Genomic DNA, 24,831 nt, shown 5'->3' on the forward strand with positions numbered 1-24,831 from the left:
GCAAAGGAGACACCTATGACCATGAGCGATCACGAGATCACGGATCTCGTACGACAGATGGCAGCGCCGCCCCCACCCCCAACCTACGGTGAGGCAGAGGTGGAGGAACTCGTGCGCATGCACGCGGGCGGACGCCACAAAATGCGCAGCGAGGCAGAGATCCTTGCGCGCTACAACCTCGGACGTCAGCAGTACAAGCAGCTGAAGCTCAGCCGCGAGAATAACCGCGAGCAGCAGCAGATGCTCTATGCCGAGCTGAAAGTCCTCGGCTGGGTGCTCGGCCGCAAGGAGCGGGATGTTGTCATGGAGATCAACACATGAAGCTGAGCCTGAGCAAAGAGGATTTTATCGCTGCAGCAAAGAATGCGAACCTCGTCACTGTCTCCACCGAGCTGACGATGGATCTCGACACGCCCGTTTCCATCTACTATAAGCTGGTCGGGGACAAAAAGGGCTACATCATGGAGTCCGTCGATACGACGCAGCAGCAGTTCGGGCGCTACTCCTTCATCGGCGGTGAGCCGTTCGTGCGCGTACAGGTATTTGCAGACAAACTCCTCGTGAGCGAGAACGGTCTGATGAAGAGCATCACGGGAGCGCCGCATGAGACAATGAAGGCATATGCCGCACGCTTCACGCCCGCCCGCACGGACGAGGCGTCACTTCCCCTTGTCCACGGCGGGCTTGCGGGCTATTTCACATACGAGACGGCAGCGACGTTTGACCGTGTGCGCGGCGTACACCTAGACGGCGAGCAGCTGCTCGGTCAGTTCATGATGTGCCGCTATCTCGTCGTTTACGACGCTCTGAGAAACGCCGCACAGCTGCACTACCTCGCCGATATTCGGGAGGGCGACGATACGGAGGAGCTCTACGACACGATTGCGGAGCGCCTCGCGGCCATGCGCACACGCCTTGCTGCACCATTCACGCCGCCTGCTGCGCCGGCCTCGAAGCGCAGCACCCCCGTCGACTTTATGGCGCGGTATGGAGAGGCACCGAGGGATTTTCTTGCGACGGTCGACACGATCAAGGAACACATCTGCGCCGGCGACATCTTTCAGGCGGTGCCGTCCTTCCGCTTCCGCGCGAAGATCACGCGTCCCGCCTTCCTCTTCTATCGCCGGCTGCGGCAAGTCAATCCCTCACCCTATATGTTCTACTACAACTTCGGTGAGGTAAAGCTCGTCGGAGCCTCCCCCGAGATGCTGATCAAGGTATCCGGCGATACTGTCTATACCTACCCCATTGCAGGCACGCGGAAGCGCGGCAAAAATGATGAGGAGGATGCGCTGCTTGCCGCCGATCTGCGCTCCGACGAGAAGGAATGTGCCGAGCACGCGATGCTCGTCGATCTCGCGCGCAACGACCTCGGGCGCATCAGCGTCCCCGGCTCGGTGCGTGTGCCGAAGCTCATGGAGATCGAACGTTTCTCCCACGTCTCGCACATGGTGAGCAGTGTCGTCGGTGAGATTGCACCCGTGTATGCACCGATGGATGTCCTGCGCGCAACCTTTCCCGCAGGAACCGTCAGCGGCGCGCCGAAATTGCGCGCGATGGAGATTATTCACGAAGAGGAGCAGGAACCACGCGGCTTCTACGCGGGTACGGTCGGCTATATGGATTTTCGCGGCAATATGGACATGTGCATCACCCTGCGCACCATGTGCATCGAAAACGACGATACGGCGATCATCCAGTCGGGCGCGGGCATCGTCAAGGACTCCGTCCCCGAGAAAGAATACCTCGAGATTCTGCAAAAGGCAAAGGCACTCTTCGAGGTAGTAGAGGAGGTGGAGAACAATGCTGCTTTTGCTTGACAACTACGATTCCTTCACCTACAACGTCTACCAGCTCCTCACAAAGCTCGGCGCAGAGGTCGAGGTCGTCCGAAACGATGCAATGACAGTTGATGAGATTCGCGCAAAGAAATACAAGGGCATCGTGATCTCCCCCGGCCCCGGACTGCCAAAGGATGCGGGCATTACCGAAGAGGTCATTCGCGAGCTGGGCGCGGACACACCGATTCTCGGCATCTGTCTCGGACATCAGGCGATCGGCGAGGTGTTCGGCGGTCGTGTCGTCCGTGCACACGAGATCGTCCACGGCAAGGCATCTCCCATTCGTCACCACGGCACGGGCATCTATCGGGATATCCACGCGGGCACGCAGGTCGCACGCTACCACTCCCTCATCATCGAGCGCGAGAGCCTTCCCGATGTGCTTGAGATCACGAGCGACCTCGGTGACGGGACGATAATGGGCGTGCGGCACAAGACCCTCCCCATCGAGGGCATCCAGTTTCATCCTGAGTCCATCCTGACCCGCGACGGGCAGACCATGATGGAGAACTATCTGACAGATATCGAGGCATTATGAGCGAAAAACGATACGACGACATCCTCCTTATCAGCGATCTGGACGGCACGCTGATCCCGCGCTATGAGATGATCTCCGAAGAAAATGTGCGTGCACTCAACGCATTCACCGCTGCGGGCGGAGCCTTTGCCGCCGCAACGGGGCGCACGCCGGGCTCTGCTCTCCCCTATCTCGAAGGAATTACGGTCAACGCGCCGAGCATCTTCTTCAACGGAGCCATGCTGAAAGACATCTCGGCGGATCGTGTACTCGAAACACGCGCCCTCGAGGGTGATCTCTGGCGCACGTTCGCCGCACGCGTACTCTATCAGTTCCCGCGCGCCTGCGTCGAGGTCTATACGGAGGAGCACTGCTACATCCTCAGCCCGGAGACAAACGACGATCCGCGCCTCACGGGCGAGTTCTACAATGTCAATCACACGGAACTGCGCGCCGTTGAAAGCAAACGCTGGCTGAAGTTCTTTATCTGCGATGCCCCCATCAACTTGAGCTTTGTGCAGGGTCTTGCGCAGGAACTCGGCATTGACAAGTGCTCTACCTCGTTTTACTCCGAGGCAAACTACCTCGAATTCGTCCCGCCGCATACGAGCAAAGGTGCGATGGCGGAAGTACTGAGAGAAATGCCTGCCTACGCGGGGCGGCGCGTCATCGCCTGCGGTGACTACGGCAACGATGCCGAGCTCCTGCGCGTCGCGGACATCGGCATCGCCCCGGAGGATGCCTCTGCCGAGGCAAAGGCGGCAGCCGATCGGATTGCACCGCCGTGCAGCGAACCGATTGTACCTTGGATCTTGAGGGAAGTGCTATAGTGTACACCGCTTACGCGGTCTCCCCCTGCTGGTCTGTCCAAGAAGCAAGCCCAAATGGTACAGCTGATTGGGCAACAGACCGCATGGGAAAACGTCCCAAGAACACGAGCGTTAGCGATGTGTGACTGGCGTTGACCGTCCCTCGTTGCGACGGGGGAGACTTTTCATTTGCGGCACGCAAAAAGAGCACTGCAATTCGCAGTGCTCTTTTCCATTGCCGTAAAACAGCAGATAAAGTGTTGAATTAGAAGTCGAACTGGACACGGCCAAAGAGCGTGCTTGCATCCTTGTCTGCCTTGATGTCCTTGCCGCGGAAGTACTCGACCTTCGTCGTCACATTCTTCCAGAGCGTGTAGGTTGCACCAACAGCCCAGCCCTTCTGATCACGCCCGAGGATGGTGTAGGTCGGTACAAATGCGACGTTGTTACCGAGACGGCGGTAGGCGATGTATGCGCCCCACGAACCCTGATCGGACCTCTTCGCGCCCTTGTAGTCGAGTTCAATGCTGCCGGCATTGCGCTGATAGTCGGCACTTCTGTTCTGTGCATAGGAGCCCTTCAGTGCAACGTTCTTGTCGAACTTGTAGCTGGCTCCGACCGACCAAATATTTGCATGATCCGTATCAGCCTTCTTGCTGTAGTCACTGGTCTTGAACACACGGTTGTTGATGTGCTGATAGCCAAGTCCCGCCGTGAGCTTGCCCGCGCCGTAGGTGAGGTCGATGCCCTGATAGTTTGCCGCCGTATCTGTGGCCGACTTCACATTTCCATCAGATACACGACCTGCTGCAATCTTTGCCTTGAGGACATTGCCGAACGACACTGTCGCGCCGGAGATCGCCGTATCCATCGTCAGACCATCGTCGGCAGCGGAGTAGACATCCTGCTTACCGAGTTTGACATTGAACTTGCCGTAGGTGCCTTCTGCATATGCACGTGCAAGGGTCATCCGGTCTTTTTCCTTGGGGCTGCCGTCCTTGTCCATGTTGAACTCGGTGTCGAGACGAGCCTTGACCGACCAGTGATCGTTGACCTCAGCTACCGGGAGGAGACGGAAACGAACGCGGTCCGTGTTCACCTTCTTCTTGCCGTCCGAATTTGGCTTTTCATGGCGGTCGCTGATGTAGTCATAGCGGAGATAGCCCGTGAACTTCACCATATCCGCATGCTTCTCGAGATTCGAGACACGAACGCCGAGGTTGTTGAGCTCATCCGCAAACTCAGCTGCAAGGCGGTCGACAAGAGCCTTGTCCGATGCAGACATATCGCCCTTTGCCATCGCCTTTGCCGTCATCTGTGCCATTTCATAGCGCGTGATGTTGCGGTCACCGCGATACGTGCCGTCGCCGTAGCCCTCGATGACACCGTCCGCAGCGAGCTGCGTCACAGCATCGTATGCCCAGTGATCGCTCGGCACATCCGAGAACGGATTTGCCGCCGCAAACGTCGTGGACGCAGCGCCGATCGTCAGCGCTGCTGCCAGCGCAGCTACCATTGTCTTCTTCATAAGACTTCCTCCTTTGTGGGAATCTCCCACCATCTGTAAAACTCTGATCCACACATCGGAGAACGGAGTAGCCATGTTTCCTCGCGAATATCCTCTATATGGATTCAGTCGCCGTCATTATATCACAACATTATTTCTTTGCAAAGCGGCAATATGTCCTATTGTCGATGATTTCATATATATTTCACAAATAAGAAACATTCTCTCTGTTGCGTTTTAATTCCTTATCCAACCATACTGTGTGATGTTCGAGGTGTAACGCAGACGATCGACGAAGTCTGCATTGGTCGCAGCCGTGCGGAAGATGGGCACACGCTCCATCGCATAGACATTGCTGTTGCGGTCAACATTGCCGTATTTGACCGTAAATCCGCCCTTATACCCTGCCTCCTTCGCAATACCGACGATATGCAGGTCATGCGCGCCTGTCGGGTAGGCAATGAACTCGACGGGATGCCCGAGCTCCGTCTCTGCCTGCCGCTTCGACTCGACGAGCTCCTCACGAATGCGTTCATCGGACAGCTCCGGCAGCGGCGCATGCGTTACCGTATGGGACTGCGCCATAATGCCGTTCTTCTCCATCTCGCGCAGCTGATCCCATGTCAGATATCCCCTGCGCTTGCTGACAAAGCCGGTCACAATGAAGATCGTCGCCTTCAAATTGTACTTCTTCAGAATCGGATAGGCATTCGTATAGTTGTCCACATAGCCGTCATCGAACGTAATGAGCACAGGGCGATCCGGTAGCGTCCCCTGCCCTGCGAGGAAATCATAGAGTTCATCAATGCTGATCGTGTGATATCCGTGATCGACGAGATACTTCATCTGCCAGTCGAAATCCTCCGGCTCAACGGCAAGCGATATAAACATCGAGTTGACCATATGATAGTTGAGCACAAGTACCTTCACATCGTCCTCCGGCGGCGGCAGCGGCGCGGTATGGGCTTCCTCCTTCGGATGTCCGACGATGAGCACAACGCCAAGAAGGATGAGCAGAACAGCCATCAGCGACCAAAACTGCCGCCCGCCGATCATCTTCTTCCAATTCATGCCATCCCTCACTTTCACTGTGGTTCATTGTACCTAGATTTGAAAGGAAAATCAAGCAAAGAAAAAGAGATTGCCCACAGGCAACCTCCCAAAATATTGATTGGCTTAGTCCTTCGCCCAGACCTCAGCCATGAGATCCTCATACTCATCTTCCAGCTGCTTCACAAGAATCGGCAGGAGGGTCTGGATCATGCGGCTGTCGAATGTCTCATCGGCAAACGGGATGCAGATATCGAGGTAGATATTGCCGTCCTCGCGAAGATAGTACTTAAAGATCTTGTACTCCGCATTGAGTTTGTTGAGGTAGCTCTTAATCCGCTCGATATTCTTGACGTTGATCCCGGTCGCGACCTGCGTGCGAATAATTGTGAAGAAGCTGTCGTCGATGAAGATCGCCATCGGCATGATCTGCCCCTTCGCCTCAATGCGCGAGCGGAAGATCGTCGTGTGGAACTCATCGGCAAGCGTCTGCGAATCAAAGAAGGTAATGTCATTCTCTTTGAGGAATGCCTTATACTTCTCTGCTTTCGTTGCACCCGCACCAGCAGGTGTTTCTGCGGCCTCTTCCTGCGCTTCCTTGGCGCCCCCGATCCGCTCGCGCAGAGCCTCTTCCTCAGAAACCTTCCCTGCCGCCTTCTTTACTGCCTTGCCCTCTGTTTCTTCGGTCTTTGCCATGTATATTTCCTCCCTCATTCTATGCGAACGGCTGTCATTCCGTTGCCAATATAGTACTATATTACCATAAAATCTAATATTTGCAAGAAAAACCGCCGTACCATCGTACGGCGGTCTGAAAAGCGCAGACGTTTAAACCGTTCTCTTGCGCAAAATGTATGCACGGACAAAAAGTGCCGTGAAGAGAATTGCGAAGCCGATGCCCGCCGGATAGGTGATGTTGGTCGGCAGACCGAAGCCCTCGGGCGCCTGCAGAAGATAGGTCGTCGTAACCGCCGACATAAAGATCGCAGGCACAAGTGCCACAACGTAGGCATACGAGCCCGGCTTATGCAGGTAGAGATATGCCGTCCCCATCCAGAGCGTAATCATTGCGAGGGTCTGGTTCGCCCACGAGAAGTAACGCCAGATGATGGAGAAGTCCATCTGCGAGAGTACAAGACCGATGCCGAGCATCGGAACCGCAATGAGGAGACGCTTCGGAGCCTCCTTCTGAGGGATGTTGAGCCAGTCCGCAAGCGTCAGACGCGCGGAACGAAATGCCGTATCACCGGAGGTAATCGGGCAGGCGATAACGCCAAGCATGGCAAGAACTGCACCGATGCTCACACCGCCGATGCCGACAACGCCCATGAAGCCGTTGCAGATCTCATAGACGACACCGCCGGGACCTGCTTCCTTGAGTGCCGCGCCGAGCCCTGCCGTGCCATCATAGAAGGTCGCGCCCGCTGCAGCCCAGCAGAGAGCGATGATGCCCTCGGCAACCATCGCACCGTAGAACACGGGGCGACCCATACGCTCATCCTTGAGGCAGCGCGACATGATCGGCGACTGCGTAGCGTGGAAGCCCGAGACCGCGCCGCAGGCGACCGTAATGAAGAGCAGCGGCCAGATCGGCAGCTGTTTCGGATGCAGGTTTTCGAGTGTCATCTCCGGCATGATGTGACCGCCGATGCCGAAGAGCATACCGCCCATGATGCCGAGCGCCATGACGATCAGGCAGATGCCAAAGAGCGGATAGAACCGCGCGATGATCTTGTCGATCGGCAGGAGTGTCGCCATTGTGTAGTAGATGAAGATCACGCCGAGCCACATGAGCATTTCCTGCCCCGTGAGCTTTGCAAGGAGCATCGCAGGGCCTGTCATAAAGACAACACCGACGAGAACGAGCAGGACGATCGAGAAGATACGCATGATCTGGAGCATGATGTGCCCCAGATTCTTGCCGACAATTTCCGAGAGACTCTTGCCGTCCTCACGGAACGAGATCATACCCGAGAGATAGTCGTGCACGCCGCCCGCAAAGATCGTACCAAAGACGATCCAGAGATAGACGCTCGGTCCCCAGAGTGCGCCCGCGAGTGCGCCGAAGATGGGTCCAAGGCCTGCGATGTTGAGCAGCTGGATGAGGAACACCTTCCACGTCGGCAGGGGGATGTAATCCACTCCATCCTCCAGCCGAATCGCAGGAGCAACCTCCCCCGTCCGTCCAAATGCCCGATCCACGATTGCACCATAGACCATGTAGCCTATGATGAGTGTGGCGAGCGCACCAAGAAATGTAACCATACGTTGTCACTTCTTTCCTTTGTATTCCTATAATTACGCACCGATCCGTTCCGGTGCCCCATTCCCCGACCCTCCTTCCTATATAATGTCAAAGAAGCTCCCCTAAATAAGTCCCTAAAATAGCAAATGGGCTTCTTTGCGCTCATCATATCACAAGTTCTTCCCCTTGTCTAATAGTTCCTTTGTGCTATAATGGGCAATGTATTTAAGAAGCCTAATTTGCAGGCTTCCCCGTACTTTGGGAGGTTTTCCTATGGGTCTTGATATTCTTCTCTTTCTAATCTTAGGGCTGTTCGTCGGAACGTTCGGGACGCTCGTCGGCATCGGCGGCGGTCTGATCTGCGTGCCGATCTTTATCTTCTTCCTGTCGGACGGCGGTGTCTATCCGTACTTTCACACGGCAGCACAGATCACGGGAACATCGCTTGTGATTGTGTTTGCCAATGCCCTCTCGGGGACGATTGCTTACGTCCGTCAGCAGCGCGTCTACTTCCCTGCCGCTGTGCCGTTCGCGCTCGCGACGCTGCCGGGCGCATTTCTTGGCTCGTACATCGTTGACGACTTCACGGGACCGATGCTGTACGTCTCATACGGTTCATTCCTGCTTGTGATGGCACTGCTCATGTATTGGAATGCCACGCACAAGAAACATGCGGATGTCCACACACTGCCCGCGAACTTCACGTTCAACCGCTCGCTCGGCGTTGGCGCAAGCGCAGGAGTCGGCTTCATCTCGAGCATCTTCGGCATCGGCGGCGGCGTGATCCATGTGCCGCTCATGGTCTACCTGCTCGGCTTCCCCGTACACATGGCGACGGCGACCTCGCATTTCGTCCTTGCCTGCTCGGCGGCGTTCGGTGTCGTCAGTCACTTCCTGCTCAATCACATCATCTGGACACCTGCGATCTGCATCTCCATCGGTGCCGCCGTCGGTGCGCAGATCGGCGCTGCCATCTCACAGAAGACGAAGTCCAAGGTCATCCTCGTCCTTCTCTCCCTCGCCATGTTCGGTCTCGGCATACGCCTCATCTGGATGAGCGGGATGCTGTAAAACAAAACGAACGTAAAAAAGAATCGCCCCAACATGAGGCGATTCTTTTTTGGTCTCGTCGTGCTCCGATCAGAGCGGCTGGAAGCCGTGGCGTGCTCCCTCGGCGGACTCGATTGCCTGATGTGCGAGATCAATCGAAAGCCCAAGGGTACGCATGATCTTGTCGGGGTTATGGAAGCCCATGCCGTTCTCGGCGGCAACCCAATCCCAGTACCACTGTGCTTCGCGAATCTTCGCGCGTGCATCCTCGAGTGCTGCATCGGGTACACCTGCATCCATCGCAGCCTTGACCGTGCGATGTGCGCGTGCGACCGTCTGGCCTGCGATGCGCTGGATCTTGAACGTATTGTCATGAATGGTCTTGACGCGTGCCACGAGGGTCTCCTCGCTCTCGTCATGACACTTCAGACAGGATTCCTTCGTCGTCTTCAAGGGACTCGTCATCCAGTGCGAGGTGTACTTCTTGCCGCCGTCACGCATATAGGGCATGTGGCAGTCCACGCAGGTAACACCGGCATCGGCATGGACACTCGTCGCCCACGTCTCGAACTCCGGATGCTGCGCCTTGAGCATCATCGTCTTGGAGTCGGGGTGCATCCAGTCGCCCTTGAATCCGCCTGCCTGACCGGACTGGTAGTACTGATACTCGGACTCGGCATCCAGACCGTTCTCGTATGGATGTGCGACACGACCATCCTCGGCGGTGAAGTAGTACTCCGTATGGCACTGCGAGCACACATAGGCACGCATATCATTGTGCGTGGCAGCGTTGACATCAACACCACGTCTTGCCATCGACTCGATAAAGCCCTGCTGATAGACGCGCAGCTCCATCGTCTCGGGATCGTGGCAGGTCGAGCAGCCGAACCACTCATCCATCGTGATGGGAGCCGCAACTTCATCAAACGGCTTCGATGCATACGCCCATCCACCTTCTTTGAAGTACACATCATAAACATACGAACCCTTGCACTGTAGACAACTCCCCTTCTGTCCCGGAAGCCTCTTCGTATGCAGGAGATCGTAGCCCGCATACGTATGCCCTCGGTCGTCGTCATACTGGATGGCAAACTTATAGCCCTTAAAGTTCTCAAGCATCTCGGGCTGGTGCTCCAGATGACTGTTGCCCTCCATGCTGCCGCCGTAGCCTGTGGGCGACGGAGATTCCTCATTGTTTTTCATGAACGAGTTGTACTGGAGCGGATAGGCGTCCTTGTACGCCTCTTTGCCGATCTTGGCAGCGGTGTCGCCCTGGATCTGCACGCGTTTGATGCTGTCATCGTTCGGGTGTGCGCCGATGCGAACGGCGACGAATCCAAAGAACAGGGCACAGACGCCGGCAACACCCGCGATGATTTTCTTTCTGTTACTCAACTCTTATCCCCCCTTCTAAAGGATTGGAACCATGCGGCATACCACTGTGACACTTCGTACAGTTTGCATTTCCGTCCTTGCCCCTGTCCAGACATACCGATCCCATGGTCGATGTATGGCAGCGCAGACAGTTGGCATTCACGATATCCCGTCCGTGATCGGAGATCTTGATATGTACGGGATAGTCGTTCAGTACCTGATGGAGCGTGTCATGCATGCCTGTCTTGCCCTTTTCAAAATAGTAAACGGCAATATTGTCGTGCGGCAGATGGCACTCCACACAGGCGATGTCCGCATGTGTGGACATGGCATGTGTCTTTGCCTCGTGCTGCATGGCATGGCACATACCGCAGAACTTCGGCGATGCCGAGGCCTTGTCCATGAGCATGCCGCCGCCGACGGCGAACAGTCCCACGAGAAACGCACCGATGATACAGCGCAGCGTATGCTCCTTTGCATACTGCTTCAAATTCATGTGTCCTTCCTCCCTTCTATGATTTCTCACTCAGACCGCTTTTCCGATCCACCTCCTTTGACGGGACTTACCACCTGCGTGGCTGCCAGGAGACCACCGACAGTCACAAGAACACAGGCGAGCCAAAGGATGGAGATGCCGGGCTTCGTACTGACCGAGGCGGGAACGGGAAGTGCCGCCTCCTCTGCCACAGAGGGCAGGATCTCGATCCGTATGTCGCGTTCATCCGCCGAGACACCCGTGAGACGAATGCGGAACTTGCCGTTCATCACTTCGATCGGCTGGGATGTCCCCCCCGTCTCCGTCGCAAGGATCGTGGGTGCGGCATCATCGACTTCCTCGCCGTCCGTCAGCGCAATCTGCGCCGTGACGAGGGTCTTGCCGCCGCCCTGCGGCTCAAATGCGATGGATTCGTAGCGGTAAGCATAGTCGTTGATCCCCATAACGGTCTTGCCGCGATGAAGAATCAGCTCGTCACGCTCCGCCGAAGTCGGCGACGGTGCGATATAGAGATCGCCCGCAAGGCTTCTTGCAATTGCAGGCTCACGTGCCGCATCCTCACCGTTTGCACGCAGCTTTGTCACTGCCTCGCACAGACTTCCGTCCACCTCATAGCGGTAGGACTTCTCACTGCCACTCTCGGCAAAGGACTGTCCACGATAGATGATCGTGTGTCCATAGACCTCCTGCGGCTCGTCAGGGATGAGTGTGACCGTCGTTGTCTGACTGCCCGACCCCGAGAGAATAAAGGCGAGCAGCGCAAGTCCCGTGCCAACGTGGGCAACCATCCCGCCCAGACCAATGCGTTGACGGCGAAATGCCTCAATGGCAGCAAGTGCGGCAAGGAGGGCAAAGGTGGAGAGCAGAACCGACGGAATATCCGTGACTCCGACCAGCCCCGCGAGAACGCCGCCGCCCACGGAGATCACGAAGATCCACACAGGCCGTGCGACGCGTCCACTGCCGTAGGGCAGAAGTACGCCGAGTGCCATGAGAAGCGCCAGCGGCACCGCAATCGGCAGCGAGGTACGCACATAGTAACTCGTATCGACCGCCGCACTCTCTCCGAGCAGCCCGGAGATGAGCGGCATGGACATTCCGAAGAATACGATAGCGACGATGAATACGATGAGAAGCATCCCGAGCAGCACGAGGAAGTCTCGGCTGCGGTGCTGCTCGTAGACCGCCCCCTTCGGCAAACGTTCAATCCGAACGATCAGAACGCCGAGCCCGAAGAGCAGGACAGCCGCATTGGCAAGGGCGATGTAGAGGCCGATGTCCGAGCCCGCAAAGGAGTGCACGGAGAAATCACCGAGAATACCGCTGCGCGTGAGGAATGTCCCGTAAAGGACGAATGCGTAGGAGAAGGTTGCCGCAAGATGAACGAGGTAAAACGCCCCGCGCCGCCCACGCGCAACAGAGATCAGATGAAGCAGAACACAGGCGAGCAGCCACGGGACAAGCGAGGAGTTCTCCACGGGATCCCAGCCCCAGTAGCCGCCCCACCCGAGTACCTTATACGCCCAGTAACCGCCGATGAAGATGCCCGCTCCGAGGAATGCCCACGCGATGAGTGTCCAGCGGCGCATCGGAGCGAGAAAACTGCCGTCCATCGGTGCCTTTATCATGCTCTCGATGGAGTAGACAAAGGGGACGGCGAGCAGCGCGTAGCCCACAAAGATGATTGGTGGATGCACCGCCATCCACGGATCCTGCAGCAGCGGATTCATTCCGTGCCCGTCCATGGCAACAGTCTCTGCAGGAGCAAATGGGCTCTTAAAGAGGACGAGGAGAACGAGCATCGCGGTAAGTGCGTGGTAGATCGTGCGCCCCGTCGCTGTCATCCGTCCCTCACGGGCAATCAGAACACCGACAACGGCGTGAATCACGAGCCAGAGGAGAAACGAGCCCTGCTGCCCCGCCCAGAATGCGGAGAGCTTATAGAGCAGCGGCAAACTGATGGAGGAGTAACTGATAACGTAGGTGTAGCTGAAATCATCGTTCAGGATAATGACGAAGAGGAACGCCGCTGCACTGAGCGAGGCAAGGCCCGCCAGGGCCGCACAGATCCGTCCTTCGGTTGTTTTTCCCTGCGTCTCACAGAACACTGCAGCAAGGGCAAAGAACAGAACCGCACCCAAGAATAACGTTCCGATCATACACGAACCTTTCCTTTTTCCGCCTCATATTTCGACGGGCATTTGATGAGCAGCTTGTCCGCTGCGAACGCATCACCCGTATATTTTCCAATCGCGACAACGTGATATGCTTCATCGAAGTTATCGGGCTTTACCCCCTTGTAACGGACGAGCATCGTCTCGCCCGTATCCTCATCGGAGATGGAGAACACAAACATATTGTTCTCCATGTGCGGCTCGACAGTGTCGTCCGGAAGCCCCTTGACCTGCACATTCCGCTCGGAGGTACGCGCCTCCGCAACGCTGACGTAGGGGGTCACGGAGTCCGCAAAGAAGTATCCCGCATATCCGATAAATCCAAGAATCAGTACGACGAAGAAGTATTTACGCATGACGATCCCCCCGTTTCATCAGCCAAACATACATAAGTGTCACATCGAGCAGCGACAGCGCGAGTGTTCCGAGCATTACCGTGTCCATATCGAGCCGTCCTGCCCCGTTGAGAACGGGCGACGGATGCAGCGAGAAGAACATGCGCGGCAGGATAAAGACGAGAAACGGAACTGCAATAAAGGAAAAGAGTGCGTAGACCGCCGACGAGGAGGCGCGTGCACGCTCATCCCGCATCGTCATACGAAGTGTAACATATGCTCCGTAGATGAGGAGCAGAACAAAGATCGTCGTCTGCCGCGGATCCCAGTTCCAATACGCGCCCCATGTAAGCTTTGAAAATACCGCCCCGCTTGCCGTGGCAAGCAGGGTAAAAAGCAATCCGAGCAAGGCAGACCGCGCACTTTTTGTATCATAGCGAAGATTGCGTGTTTTCAAATAGCGTGCGCCCCAGTAGGCTGCGCAGAAGAACGCAATGACCGAGACCCATGCACACGGAATGTGGAAGAATGCAATGCGGACGTAGTTGCCCAGCCCCTCAGCAGGGGGGACGACGAAGAACACGGCGTAGAGCACAGCCACTGTCAGAGCGGCAATCACCCCGGCAAGCATGAGACCCCCATCTCTAACTCTCAATCCAGAGAGAATCAAACAACATCGACGCGCCCACCGTGAGCGCCATATCATAGATCAGCATACCGCCAAGGAGCACTGGCTCTCCCTCACCTGCCGAGAGAGAGATCGCGGGCAGGAGAATCGGCAGCATGGACGGAAGCAGCAGGACGGGAACAAGCCCCCCACGTACACTCGCATTTGCTGCGACTGCCGCCAGCAGCGTATCTGCTGCCGCCATGCCCCATAGCCCTAAAAACAAGGTGCCAACGAAGCAGGCGTTGAGGACAAGCGGTGCATCCATCAGAATGACAACAAGAGGAAAAACGAGTGCGGCAAGCACGACAAGCGTAATGAAATGCGCCGCCATCTTGCCGAAGAGCACCGCCTGTGCCGGAACGTAGATCCACAAAAAGAGCAGCGTGCCCGCCGCAGCCTCCTCCGCAAAGAGCCGCTCTCCCTGCAGCGTCGCCGCAAAGAAAATCACAATCCAGAGGAGTGCCGACGCAAGGCGGACATCCATCGTCCCCCACGCGAGCGACATACTCAGAAAGGCAATCACCGTCAGTGCGAACATCCCCATCGTCACATAGCCGGCGCGGAGACGGATGCCGTCGAGGAGTTCTTTACGGGCGACATTCAGAGCCGCTCGTAAGATCGAAGCACGCATCCGCCGCCTTCCTTTCCTCCGGTTCATTCGTCGCCCACAGGATGAGCCGCCCCCTCTTCGCCGCTGCACGAGCCTCACTGAGGAGCAGAGCACGCCCCTGTTCATCGAGAGCAAGCCCCGGCTCATCGAGCAGCCACACCTCGGCATCCGTACCGAGAACGACGGCGAGCCGTACGCGCTGGCGCATCCCCGTCGAGAGCTGCCCTGTCATACGTGGCAGAACCTCTGCGGGCAGTCCGACACGCGCGAGAAGCTCCTGCAAATATGCCTCCTCACATGAAACCCCGCGTGCGGAGAGCAGAAAGCTGAGATTCTCCCGCACCGTCAGGCGCGTATACAGCTCCATCTCCGGTGTCGCCATTGCAAGCAGTCTGCGGTAGTCTGCTCCATTGACAGGTGTACCATCCAGAAGCGTATCAATCATCCCGGATGTTGGAAGCATGAGCCGTGCTGCGAGACGCAGAAGCGTTGATTTTCCGCTGCCATTCGCGCCCGCAACCGCTGTTACACAGCCGCCATGAAAGGAATGTGTCAGTTGATGCAGGACTTCACGCCCTTCAAACATTTGACTGACCTCGTTCAAACGAATTTCAATCATATGCTATCCCTTCCATAACTCTGGTTTATTTTAGCACGGGTATGAAAGAAAAATGAAATACATATTTTATATTAGTCTTTTCTATAGCTGTAGGCTATTTCAAAGTTGAATATCGTTCATATCGACTGATAATTAGGCATGTAAGAAGCGGTCGGAATTTCATCGTGAAATTCCGACCGCTTCTTCATTGTTTTTTCAGTATATATAAAATCTATCACCATGCAGTGATATTTATCACTGTTACTTTCGTATGATGCCAAAAACCGCCGACATTGGAATCGTCTCCAAACGTGCATCAATCGCAGCAACATCCTCAGCCGTAAGTACAATGTTTGCCGCACCTGCATTCTCTGCAAGACGCGAATACTTACGCGTACCCGGAATTGGCACGATGTACGGCTTCTTGCAGAGCATCCATGCGAGTGCGATCTGCCCGCATGTCGCCCCCCTCTCCTCAGCGATGTTTTGAAGAAGTGCGAGCAGCTGACTATTTTCCTCCATTGCTGCCGCACTGAACTGGGGCATCCGCGCACGCATATCCCCCTCCGCGAATACGGAAGATTTGTCGTAGACTCCCGTGAGCACACCGTTTGCAAACGGAGAGAACGCGACAAATCCAACGTTCAGTTCCTCGAGCACGGGAAAGAGGGATTCGTATGCACGCGCCATCATCGAGTAACGGTTTTGCACTGCCGTGAGCGGACAGACAGTGTGTGCACGGCGAATGTCCTCCTCCGTCGCCTCGGAGATACCCCAGTGACGAATCTTTCCTTCGTTTATCAGATCCCCCATTACACCCGCGACCTCCTCGGCAGGGATCTGCGGGTCAACGCGGTGCTGGTAGTAGAGATCGATATAGTCCGTGCCAAGTCTCTGCAGTGACGAATCCACAGACGCACGGATCACTTCGGGACGCGCATTTGGGACGATCGGGCTTTTGCCCTCTTTCAGCAGGCTCATATCGAAATGGATACCAAACTTCGTAGCGAGCACAATCTTGTCCCGATAAGGTGCAAGTGCCGCACCGACCAGCTTCTCATTGTCATGCGGATCATCGGGCGTTCCGTATGCCTCCGCCGTGTCAAAGAGCGTGATGCCCATATCCACGGCAGCGGCAATCAGCTCACGCATCTCCTTCTTGTCGGCGGGTGCGCCATAGCTCTGGCTCATCCCCATGCAGCCAAGTCCAACCGACGAAACGGTAAGATTTCCAAGTTTGCGGTAGTTCATTTGCTTACCTCCATTTTCATCATCATACGCCTCTCCTTTCCTACGGTCAAGCCAAAAAGAATCGCGGCACAAAGTTGTACCGCGATTCTTTTTGATGCAGTTTACTTCTTCAACGCTGCATTCTTCTCTACAACGAGTTTGAAAAGTTCAGAGTCTGCCGGAATCTCCGTGAAGTGCGTGATCGCCTTCTCAATGCCGTTCTCCTTGATGAAGCTCTGTACCTCGACTGCCTCGGGATCATCCGCGAAGTCGAAATGGAGGGCGGCGGCGATGACGGTTGCCAGAGCCTCGGGCTTTTTGCCGCGCTCCATGAGCTGCACTGCCGGGGAGACGAGACGATCCTTTGCGCCGAGCTTGCGTTTCGGCCCGCGTGCGACGCGCGTCACAGCGTCGGAAAGATGCGGATTTTTAAACCGTTCCTCTGCCGTGCGGATGTATGCCGCGTGCTTCTCACGGTCAAATCCGTACTTCTCGATGAGCAGTTCGCTCGTCTCCGCCCAGACGCGGCGAACGAATGCGACGATCTCCTCGTCCTTCATCGCCGATGCGATGTCCTCAATGCCTTTCAGATATGCCATGTAGGCAATCGAGGCATGCCCCGTGTTGACGGAGAAGAGCTTGCGCTCGATGTAGGCTTCGAGATTGTCCACCCACGTCAGCCCCTCGATCTGCGGCTCTGCGCCGACCACGCCCTTGCGGTCAACATCCCATTCGCAGAACGGCTCGACCTTCACGAGCAGCGGATCCTCGTTGTGTTGGATGGGCACAATGCGATCGACGGCAGCGTCGGGGAAACCGATGCAGCGCGTGACTTTCTCCTTCACATCGTCTGCAAGGTGCTCGTAGACAAAGTTCTTGAGAACGGTCGAGCCGCCGACCATATTCTCGCACGCGATGATGTTCAGCGGCGTCGCGTTCTTCTCGACGCGGCGCGCAAGCCCCTTTGCAATATTCGGCGCAATAAACTTCAAGATGTTTGGTCCGATGGCGGTGGTCACGATATCTGCCGTGACAAATGCATCCAGCAGCTCATCGAGGTTCACATTGCTGTTGATCGCCTTGACGTGCTCGACGTGAATGGTCTTCGGATCGCTGCCGACCACCTCGATGTCATAGGAGCGGCGCGCGTTGATCTCGTCAACCAGTGTCTCCGCAACATCGACAAATGTAACCTCATAGCCCGAACGCACGAGCAGTTCCCCGATAAAGCCGCGGCCGATGTTGCCGCCGCCGAAATGAATTGCCTGTTTCATCGAAATCTCCTTTCAGGTTTCTTCAGTCCGCCTTCGTAAAGACTTCGTACAACTGCTCGACACTCTTCGTCTTGAAGAGCTCTGCGAGCTGCTCATCCGTATAGTCGCCGACCATGGTGGCAATATTCGCGAGGATGGCAAGGTGGTCGTTGCCGACGCCTGCAATGCCGATGACGAGATGTGCCGTCTCATCGCCGAACTTGACGCCCTCGGGATACTGGCAGACGACGATGCCCGTCTTCTTGATCGTATCCTTGACCGCATTCTCTCCGTGCGGGATCGCAATTCCCTTGCCGATGTAGGTCGAGAGATCCTGCTCACGATTCAGCATTCCCTGCACATAGCCCTCGTCGACGTAGCCGCTCGCCACAAGCATCCTGCCCGCTGCCGTGACTGCATCCTCGCGGCTGACGCTCGGGAGACCGACCTTGACATTCTCCTTGAGCAGAACGCCCGCGCTGACGGTATCCGTCGCCTCGGCTTCCGCATCGGATGCCGGCACATCTGCCGCAACATGAGCTTCCTTCAAACGCTCGGTGACAATCTCATAGACATTGTTCTGCGTAAAGTCGCGCACCCAGATGTGCTCTGCCTGCGGCGAGTCTGCAAGTGCACGTTCCGCGAGCTTTTCATGCGAGATGACGAGCTGTGCCTCACCGGGAATTGCGCCGATGGCGCAGTTCGTGACGGAGATGTCCGTGTAGCCGTCCTTCTTGAGCTTTTTGCGGAGTGCCGCAGCACCGAGCGCGGAGGAGCCCATGCCCGCGTCGCAGGCGTAGACGATAACCTTCAGATCCTTGCCCGCAACCTTCTTCTCTGCGGGGAGATCCTTGCCGCGATTCTTCATGTCCGCCATACTCTCGCGTGCCGACTCAAGAGAATCCTCCTCGACATCCTTCGACATCTTGATAAAGACAGAGGCAACCGCGCAGGAAACCGCCGTTGCAACGGCGAACGCCGAGAGGTTTGCAAAGAGTGCCGAGCCGTTCGGGGTCATGGCGATGATCGCGAAAATCGAGCCTGGGGAGGACGGTGCAATCAGACCGCCGCCGAGGAGACCGAGGGTGAACACGCCGGACATACCGCCCGCAATCGCCGCAACGATGAGTATCGGCTTCATGAGGATGTACGGGAAGTAGATTTCGTGAATACCGCCGAGAACGTGAATGATCATTGCGCCGGGCGAGGAGGACTTTGCCATCCCCTTGCCAAAGAGCCAGTACGCAAGCAGGATGCCGAAACCGGGACCCGGGTTTGCCTCAAGCAGGAAGAACATGGACTTGCCGTATTCCTGCGCCTGCTGGATGCCGAGCGGACTGAGCACGCCGTGGTTGAGCGCGTTGTTGAGGAAGAGGACCTTTGCCGGCTCGATGATGATGGATGCGAGCGGCAGAAGCCCCATTGCAACGATTCCCTCCACGCCGCTGCGCAGGATGTCGTTCGCACCGCCGACCACGGGGCCGACAACGGCGTAGGCAATCATCGCGAGGATGCCGCCGAGAATGCCGAGCGAGAAGTTGTTGACCAACATCTCAAAGCCGCCCGGGATGCTGTCGCGGATGGCATCGTCAAATTTCTTGATGATATAGCCGCCCAGAGGTCCCATAATCATCGCGCCGAGAAACATCGGGATGTCCGAGCCCGCGATGATGCCGGACGTGGCAATCGCCGCCATGACACCGCCGCGATGTCCATAGATTGCTGCGCCGCCGCTGTAGCCGATCAGCAGAGGAATCAGCCACTTGCTCATCGGACCGCCGACCTGTGCGAGGTATTCGTTCGGCATCCACCCCGTCGGGATAAAGAGTGCCGTCAGAAAGCCCCATGCGATAAATGCGCCGATGTTCGGCATCACCATTCCGGACAGGAAGCGGCCAAATTTCTGCATGGCCTCCTGTGCACCTCCACCTTGTTTACCCATCATAATCCCCCTTCTAAGGAATCGCTGATAAAATGAAGTCCGTCAGATTGGCGTAGATTTTTTCGTCCGAACAAGGAGGCAAACCGGACGCATAGCCAAAGCTATGTGGAGGATTTGCCGACGCAGTGCGGGCAAAAAAGATGCGTCAAGATGGCGTGGCTGAATTTATCAGTGCTTCCCTATAAATAGACCCCAAAAAATTATCTACAAGAGCTCTTCCAATCTTTCACGGAAATGCTCTTCAAAAACGTATTCCAGTGCACGGCGTATCTCATCCGCGTCCCCATATGCGAGGATATCTTTGAAGCTCGGACGCTCCGCAGTCTGCACCGAGATCGTCCCAAGAAGCTGCTTTGCCGTCGCCGTCTCTGTCGGAGCAAGCATGACGAGTGCCGTACGTACTGCGTCCGCACCGTAGGGAAGCGGCTGAGCGAGACGAAGAACGCCGAACTGCGGTGTGCGCAGCGCAGCTGTCTCTGTGTGAAGCAAAATCATCTGCGGCGCGACCCATGTGGGCGCAATTTCCTCACGTCTGAGAAGTGCCGCTGCAACATCAGCCGCCCCCTCCGATATAAGGAGCTGCGCTGCCGCATCTGCCAGCTGCGGCAGTGTCTGCACCCGTACATCGACACGCAGTCGAAAGCCCGTAAGCAGCTCATAAATCGCACCGCTCAGGCAATGAATCTCTGCCATCGCCTCGCTGAACTGCGGCTTTTCCTGCGTCTCAATGGCGGACTGCGGCACACAAGCGGCGAGTACAGCGTCGATCCGTGCCCGATCGGATGCGGTCAGAAACGCACTCGCGACGACGACGGGCACGGGAAGCGGCGGGAGTGGAACGGTCGATACAACGAAGTCCACGGCGCGGCGTGTGATCTCCTGCGCCGTGAGCGCGAGGGAGGAGAGCTCCCCCACCACGCGGATGCGCTCGTAGGCACGGCGGATGCGGCTTGCGAGCAGACGGCTCGTCCCAAGTCCCGTAGGGCACGCAACAAGCACGCGCACAACGGGGCGATCCCCACCCGCCTCCGTCAGTGCTGCGCCGATGTGAATGGCAATGTATGCAATCTCATCGGCGGGGAGCGGTGTCCCAACCTCCTCCTCCATCATGCGCGTAGAGTACCGTGCGAGCTCCATGAGTTCCGGATGCTCCGCCTCCATCTGTGCGAGCAGAGGATTGCGGATATCCATGTGGAGTTTCAGCCGATGCAGTGCCGGGGCGAGGTGATTCACCAGACCGGAGAGCAGTGTACGGCTTCTGATGAGGGGCGCACCGCTCTTTTCGGAGGCAAGACGCATGATCGACTGCGCAATCTGTACGAGGCGGAAGTTATCCACCCGCCCTGCCCCTGCAGGAAGAGCCGTGCCGCGCGCACCGAGGAGGTGCATGGTGATGTAGCCGATCTCTGCCTCGGGGACGGAGAGCGCAAATACTTTGCCCAACTGTGCCGCAATCATGCGCGCTGCCGCGAATTCCTCCGTGCGGCGCAGCTCTCCGAGCGTCCCTGCATCCATCACAATCGCATCGTGCTGCTGCATGCGCCGCACGGCAAGCGCAAGATGGACGACCAGCCCGACACGCGCAGTATCAGGGATATCCCGCCCCTGCGTCTCCTCGGCAACGATATCATCAATCATCCGTATCTGTGCCCCGTCGACGAGACCGAGCAGAGCCCGGTCCGCTGCTGATGCCGCTCCCTCCACACCGTCGTCGGCGACGAGTGCGAGCAGCTCCTTTTCATCCATACAGTCGTGAATGATGCGGACGAGTGCACTGCGGATGTCCCGCTCCGCCCCCTCGACGTAAACCCCGAGTCCGGGACGGCGTACAAGCGTGATTCCCTGCTCCGCCAGAAACGGCTGAAGCCGATCGAGATCGTGACTGACGGTGCTGTCCGTCACGTCCAGAATGCGTGCCAAAGCAAAGAGTTTGAGCGGCTCATCCGCCATGAGGAGACGCGTCACGAGAATCGAACGCCGCTGATCGGGGGTCAACTCCCCGCGTACATTTACCTTGGAGATCTGCGTCCTTAGCCGCGTTAGATCTGCCTTATCCCCCGTCAGCATAAAGCCCGCGCCCGTGCGCCTGAGAAGTGTAATGCCGTACGGCATCAGTGCCATCTCAAGCCCGTGCATCTCACGCGTAATGGTGCGTGCGCTGACATCGAGGGCAGAGGCGATGCGCTCGGCGGGTACATAGCCGTCTGCTGAGAGGAGAGCGGACAGAATCGCCCGCATACGTGCCGTCAGCTCCATCTGCCCGCCTCCTTTCGACCGTTGACATTTTTATTATAACGAACGACGTTCATACTTGCAACGAAAAGACCTTGCCCTTTGTCATGAGGACTTATGGACAAATAAAAAGAGCCGATGCATCACACATCAGCCCAATATTGTTTTACTGAAAATCCAGTCCCGGCACGGCGTTCAGATAGAGGTCACTGTACTTCCCTGCCGCCGCCTGATACGCACCGCGACAGGCAATCATGGCAGCGTTGTCCGTACAAAGGCGCGGCGGCGGATAAAGATAGCGGATGCCCTCCGCCGCTGCCGTCTCACGCAGACGTGTCTCAAGGGACTTATTCGCCGCAACACCGCCCGCGAGGACAAGGGTATCGCGCCCCGCTTCGTGAATCGCCTCAAACGCCTTGTGCACGAGCACCTCGACGACGGCGGACTGGAACGAGGCGGCGATGTCCGCCTTGTTCAGTGCATGACCCTTCATCTGCTCGCTGTTGATGTAGTTCAACACGGCGGATTTCAGTCCGCTGAAGCTAAATTCGTAGTTGCCCTCCTGCGCGAGTGCACGCGGAAAGTCGATCGCGGTGGGATCCCCCTCACGGGCAAGCTTGTCGATCTCGGGGCCGCCGGGGTACGGCAGCCCCATCACACGCGCCACCTTGTCAAACGCCTCGCCCGCCGCATCGTCACGCGTCCTGCCCATCTGGCGGAACGTCTCGTAATCCGCGACATCGACGAGTGCCGTATGCCCGCCCGAGACGACGAGCGACATAAAGGCCGGTCTGAGATCCTCGGACGCAAGGAAGTTCGCAAAAATGTGCCCTTCGAGATGATTGACCCCAATGAGCGGCACACCGAGGGAGAACGCGAGCGACTTCGCCGCCGACACGCCGACGAGGAGAGCCCCGACGAGCCCTGGTCCATAGGTGACGGCGATCTGGTCGATCTCTGCGAGCTCTGTCCCCGCCTCCGTAAGTGCCTGCTCGACGACGGGCAGTATGCTCAAAATGTGGTTGCGTGAGGCGATCTCGGGCACAACGCCGCCGTACTTCTGATGAATCGGAATCTGCGTCGCGATCACACACGAGAGGAGTTCGCGTGTCCCGCGCAGCACCGCCGCCGAGGTCTCGTCGCAGCTCGTCTCAATCCCGAGCGTCAGTTTCTCCTGCACATCTTTCATTTGCAAATTCCTTCAATTTCGTATGCCACATCAGGATCGCGTCCTCGTCATTGTCCTGATAGTATTTCTTGCGCACACCGATTGCTGCAAAGCCCAGCCCCTCATAGAGGCGCAGCGCAGACGTATTCGACGGACGCACCTCGAGTGTCATGCGCTCCGCACCGCGCGCAGCCGCCGCACACATCAGCCGCGTCATGAGATCTTTCCCAAGCCCTCTGCCGCGCTGTGCGGAAGTCAGCGCGATATTCGTCACCTGCGCCTCCTCGAACGAGATCCAGCAGCCGCCAAAGCCGATGATTTCCGCATCCTCGAGCGCAACGATATAGCAGGCAAAGTCATTCGACGCCTCGCGCCAGAAATCTTCACGCGACCACGGTGTCGGGAAACTCTCACGCTCGACGGCAGCCACGGCCTCTGCGTCTTCCGGCAACAGTGTACGAAAGTGAATCACTGCGCTCTCTCCGTACCATGCCGCTTCTCCCAGAGCACCTCTGCCTCACTGCGGCGCAGGTAGAGCGGTGCAACGGTCACGGGATCGTCCATCTCCCCGCGTGCAAACCGCGTGAGTGCCGCGAGCCCTACACACGCCGCACGCGGCATCCGCGCATGAATCGGAGCAAGGCGCACATTTGCCGGAAGTGCGAGCGTCGTTTTCTTCTGCATGGCATCGCCGAGCAAAATCACAGGCTGCTCTGCATTCTCCAATCCCGCGATGACCTCCGTCAGAGGAAGGATGGAGAGTACATGCGTCTCTCTTAGGTGCAATCCATCCAGCCCGGCCTCCCACATGAATTCCTGCGCATAGACATTTCCTTTCTGCGCGTCCATCATAGGAACGAGGCGCACACCCTCACAGATATAGTGATGGGCAAGCGCCTCGAGTGTCGGTACTACGATGAGGGGAATGTGCAGGGCGTACGCCATCATCTTTGCCGACGCAAGTCCGATGCGCAGCCCCGTGAACGAGCCGGGACCGATGCTGACGGCGATTCCCTCAAGTTCAGATTTTTCCACACGCGCCATACGGAGTGCCGTCTCGATGTGCGGCATCAGCGTCTCCGAGTGCGTCAGTGCTCCCTGCATGCTGATCTCTGCCGCAACGCGCTCCGCCGACAGAACGGCAACACTCGAGACCTGCGAGGAGGTATCAATGCTCAGGATTGACAATATCGCTCAACTCCTCCAAGAGAGCCGTACTCAACTCCCCTTCGGCGGCAAAGGTGAACTGCCGCTCCTCCCCGTCCAGTGCCGCGATGTTCACCTGCACGCGATCCTCAGGCATCGCATCGGGAAATTTCTCCGCCCACTCGATCAGAACAATGCCCTCCGTCGCCTCAACGTACTCATAGAAGCCGATGTCTTCCAGTTCCTCCTCGGATTCGATTCGATAGAGGTCAAAATGCACAATGGGACATGCCGCCTCATAGATGTTCATGAGGTTGAACGTTGGGCTCGTCACATCGCTCTCCACGCCTAGCGTCCGCGCAAGCGCACGCACAAAGAGCGTCTTGCCCACCCCAAGCTCCCCGTCGAGGCAGATAACTGTTCCCTCGTGGATGATTTTACCGATCGTTCCCGCTAAATGCGCAGTCTCCTCGGGAGAATGCGTGATACAGGTGAGCATATTCTATCCCCTTATGCGTGAAAAAAATAGAAACTTTTGGTACATTATAACATGTTACAAGGTTTTCCGCAAAGAAAAAGCGGAG

24 protein-coding genes are annotated in these 24,831 nt (G+C 57.1%); 5 read left to right on the plus strand and 19 right to left on the minus strand.

The genetic code is table 11. From position 1 onward, the window contains the following. The first annotated feature begins 15 nt into the window (after positions 1 to 15). The 4 genes from BCS37_RS07400 to BCS37_RS07415 are packed head-to-tail and all read left to right on the plus strand — an operon-like array spanning position 16 to position 3,188. Entirely contained in the window at positions 16 to 321 is a 306-nt protein-coding gene (locus BCS37_RS07400; protein WP_069180849.1) for a hypothetical protein, read from the plus strand. Beyond that, positions 318 to 1,820 (plus strand): anthranilate synthase component I family protein, encoded by a 1,503-nt coding sequence (locus BCS37_RS07405; RefSeq protein WP_069180850.1) that lies wholly within the window; start codon positions 318 to 320, stop codon positions 1,818 to 1,820. The genes BCS37_RS07400 and BCS37_RS07405 overlap by 4 nt, the downstream gene beginning before the upstream one ends. Continuing rightward, on the plus strand, positions 1,804 to 2,379 hold the full coding sequence (locus tag BCS37_RS07410) for an anthranilate synthase component II (RefSeq protein ID WP_069180851.1): 576 nt from the start codon (positions 1,804 to 1,806) through the stop codon (positions 2,377 to 2,379). The genes BCS37_RS07405 and BCS37_RS07410 overlap by 17 nt, the downstream gene beginning before the upstream one ends. Beyond that, on the plus strand, positions 2,376 to 3,188 hold the full coding sequence (locus BCS37_RS07415) for an HAD-IIB family hydrolase (protein WP_069180852.1): 813 nt from the start codon (positions 2,376 to 2,378) through the stop codon (positions 3,186 to 3,188). The genes BCS37_RS07410 and BCS37_RS07415 overlap by 4 nt, the downstream gene beginning before the upstream one ends. Before the next feature lie 244 nt (positions 3,189 to 3,432). Here BCS37_RS07415 and BCS37_RS07420 read toward each other — a convergent pair whose 3' ends face one another. The 4 genes from BCS37_RS07420 to BCS37_RS07435 all read right to left on the minus strand — a co-directional run bounded on the left by BCS37_RS07420 (position 3,433) and on the right by BCS37_RS07435 (position 7,989). Further along, positions 3,433 to 4,695, minus strand: coding sequence for a porin (locus tag BCS37_RS07420; protein ID WP_069180853.1), 1,263 nt, complete (start codon positions 4,693 to 4,695; stop codon positions 3,433 to 3,435). Between the two features lie 216 nt (positions 4,696 to 4,911). Continuing rightward, complete coding sequence (locus BCS37_RS07425) at positions 4,912 to 5,745, minus strand: polysaccharide deacetylase family protein (RefSeq protein WP_069180854.1); 834 nt, start codon at positions 5,743 to 5,745, stop codon at positions 4,912 to 4,914. A 105-nt stretch (positions 5,746 to 5,850) separates the two neighbouring features. Next, entirely contained in the window at positions 5,851 to 6,420 is a 570-nt protein-coding gene (locus BCS37_RS07430; protein ID WP_069180855.1) for a hypothetical protein, read from the minus strand. Between the two features lie 132 nt (positions 6,421 to 6,552). Then, entirely contained in the window at positions 6,553 to 7,989 is a 1,437-nt protein-coding gene (locus BCS37_RS07435; protein WP_069180856.1) for a carbon starvation CstA family protein, read from the minus strand. A gap of 253 nt (positions 7,990 to 8,242) precedes the next feature. Between BCS37_RS07435 and BCS37_RS07440 the strand changes: the two genes are divergently transcribed. Continuing rightward, the gene (locus BCS37_RS07440) at positions 8,243 to 9,040 is read left to right on the plus strand and encodes a sulfite exporter TauE/SafE family protein (RefSeq protein WP_069180857.1); all 798 of its coding nucleotides are present in this window, start codon (positions 8,243 to 8,245) and stop codon (positions 9,038 to 9,040) included. 69 nt (positions 9,041 to 9,109) lie between these two features. On the opposite strand, the gene BCS37_RS07445 is transcribed toward BCS37_RS07440, so the two are convergent. The 15 genes from BCS37_RS07445 to tsaE all read right to left on the minus strand — a co-directional run bounded on the left by BCS37_RS07445 (position 9,110) and on the right by tsaE (position 24,746). Next, positions 9,110 to 10,414, minus strand: coding sequence for an ammonia-forming cytochrome c nitrite reductase subunit c552 (locus tag BCS37_RS07445; protein ID WP_009656116.1), 1,305 nt, complete (start codon positions 10,412 to 10,414; stop codon positions 9,110 to 9,112). After that, positions 10,407 to 10,889, minus strand: a complete 483-nt coding sequence (locus tag BCS37_RS07450) for a cytochrome c3 family protein (protein ID WP_006691541.1) — start codon at positions 10,887 to 10,889, stop codon at positions 10,407 to 10,409. The genes BCS37_RS07445 and BCS37_RS07450 overlap by 8 nt, the downstream gene beginning before the upstream one ends. 26 nt (positions 10,890 to 10,915) lie before the next feature. Next, entirely contained in the window at positions 10,916 to 13,048 is a 2,133-nt protein-coding gene (ccsA, locus tag BCS37_RS07455; RefSeq protein WP_069180858.1) for a cytochrome c biogenesis protein CcsA, read from the minus strand. After that, the gene (locus tag BCS37_RS07460; protein ID WP_069180859.1) at positions 13,045 to 13,419 is read right to left on the minus strand and encodes a cytochrome c maturation protein CcmE domain-containing protein; all 375 of its coding nucleotides are present in this window, start codon (positions 13,417 to 13,419) and stop codon (positions 13,045 to 13,047) included. The genes ccsA (BCS37_RS07455) and BCS37_RS07460 overlap by 4 nt, the downstream gene beginning before the upstream one ends. After that, entirely contained in the window at positions 13,412 to 14,029 is a 618-nt protein-coding gene (gene ccsA / locus BCS37_RS07465; RefSeq protein ID WP_069180860.1) for a cytochrome c biogenesis protein CcsA, read from the minus strand. Before ccsA (BCS37_RS07465) ends, BCS37_RS07460 begins: the two co-directional genes overlap by 8 nt. A 13-nt stretch (positions 14,030 to 14,042) precedes the next feature. Next, positions 14,043 to 14,699: a heme exporter protein CcmB gene (locus BCS37_RS07470; RefSeq protein ID WP_069180861.1), complete on the minus strand. Its 657-nt coding sequence runs from the start codon at positions 14,697 to 14,699 to the stop codon at positions 14,043 to 14,045. Continuing rightward, positions 14,656 to 15,297, minus strand: coding sequence for an ABC transporter ATP-binding protein (locus tag BCS37_RS07475; RefSeq protein ID WP_069180862.1), 642 nt, complete (start codon positions 15,295 to 15,297; stop codon positions 14,656 to 14,658). Before BCS37_RS07475 ends, BCS37_RS07470 begins: the two co-directional genes overlap by 44 nt. Positions 15,298 to 15,537: 240 nt before the next feature. Further along, positions 15,538 to 16,527: an aldo/keto reductase gene (locus tag BCS37_RS07480; protein ID WP_069180863.1), complete on the minus strand. Its 990-nt coding sequence runs from the start codon at positions 16,525 to 16,527 to the stop codon at positions 15,538 to 15,540. A 101-nt stretch (positions 16,528 to 16,628) separates the two neighbouring features. Next, on the minus strand, positions 16,629 to 17,780 hold the full coding sequence (locus BCS37_RS07485; protein ID WP_069180864.1) for a mannitol-1-phosphate 5-dehydrogenase: 1,152 nt from the start codon (positions 17,778 to 17,780) through the stop codon (positions 16,629 to 16,631). Positions 17,781 to 17,802: 22 nt separating this feature from the next. Next, the gene (locus BCS37_RS07490; protein ID WP_069180865.1) at positions 17,803 to 19,701 is read right to left on the minus strand and encodes a PTS mannitol transporter subunit IICBA; all 1,899 of its coding nucleotides are present in this window, start codon (positions 19,699 to 19,701) and stop codon (positions 17,803 to 17,805) included. A gap of 204 nt (positions 19,702 to 19,905) precedes the next feature. Further along, a complete protein-coding gene (locus BCS37_RS07495; protein ID WP_069180866.1) occupies positions 19,906 to 21,957 on the minus strand; it encodes a BglG family transcription antiterminator in 2,052 nt (683 codons plus the stop codon). Positions 21,958 to 22,099: 142 nt separating this feature from the next. Continuing rightward, positions 22,100 to 23,122: a tRNA (adenosine(37)-N6)-threonylcarbamoyltransferase complex transferase subunit TsaD gene (gene tsaD, locus BCS37_RS07500; protein ID WP_069180867.1), complete on the minus strand. Its 1,023-nt coding sequence runs from the start codon at positions 23,120 to 23,122 to the stop codon at positions 22,100 to 22,102. Next, positions 23,085 to 23,573, minus strand: a complete 489-nt coding sequence (rimI, locus tag BCS37_RS07505) for a ribosomal protein S18-alanine N-acetyltransferase (protein ID WP_069180868.1) — start codon at positions 23,571 to 23,573, stop codon at positions 23,085 to 23,087. The genes tsaD and rimI overlap by 38 nt, the downstream gene beginning before the upstream one ends. Beyond that, a complete protein-coding gene (gene tsaB, locus BCS37_RS07510; protein WP_069180869.1) occupies positions 23,570 to 24,289 on the minus strand; it encodes a tRNA (adenosine(37)-N6)-threonylcarbamoyltransferase complex dimerization subunit type 1 TsaB in 720 nt (239 codons plus the stop codon). Before tsaB ends, rimI begins: the two co-directional genes overlap by 4 nt. Then, the gene (tsaE, locus tag BCS37_RS07515) at positions 24,270 to 24,746 is read right to left on the minus strand and encodes a tRNA (adenosine(37)-N6)-threonylcarbamoyltransferase complex ATPase subunit type 1 TsaE (protein WP_069180870.1); all 477 of its coding nucleotides are present in this window, start codon (positions 24,744 to 24,746) and stop codon (positions 24,270 to 24,272) included. Before tsaE ends, tsaB begins: the two co-directional genes overlap by 20 nt. Positions 24,747 to 24,831: the final 85 nt, after the last annotated feature.

The organism is Selenomonas sp. oral taxon 920 (genome assembly GCF_001717585.1).
Classification (GTDB): domain Bacteria; phylum Bacillota; class Negativicutes; order Selenomonadales; family Selenomonadaceae; genus Centipeda.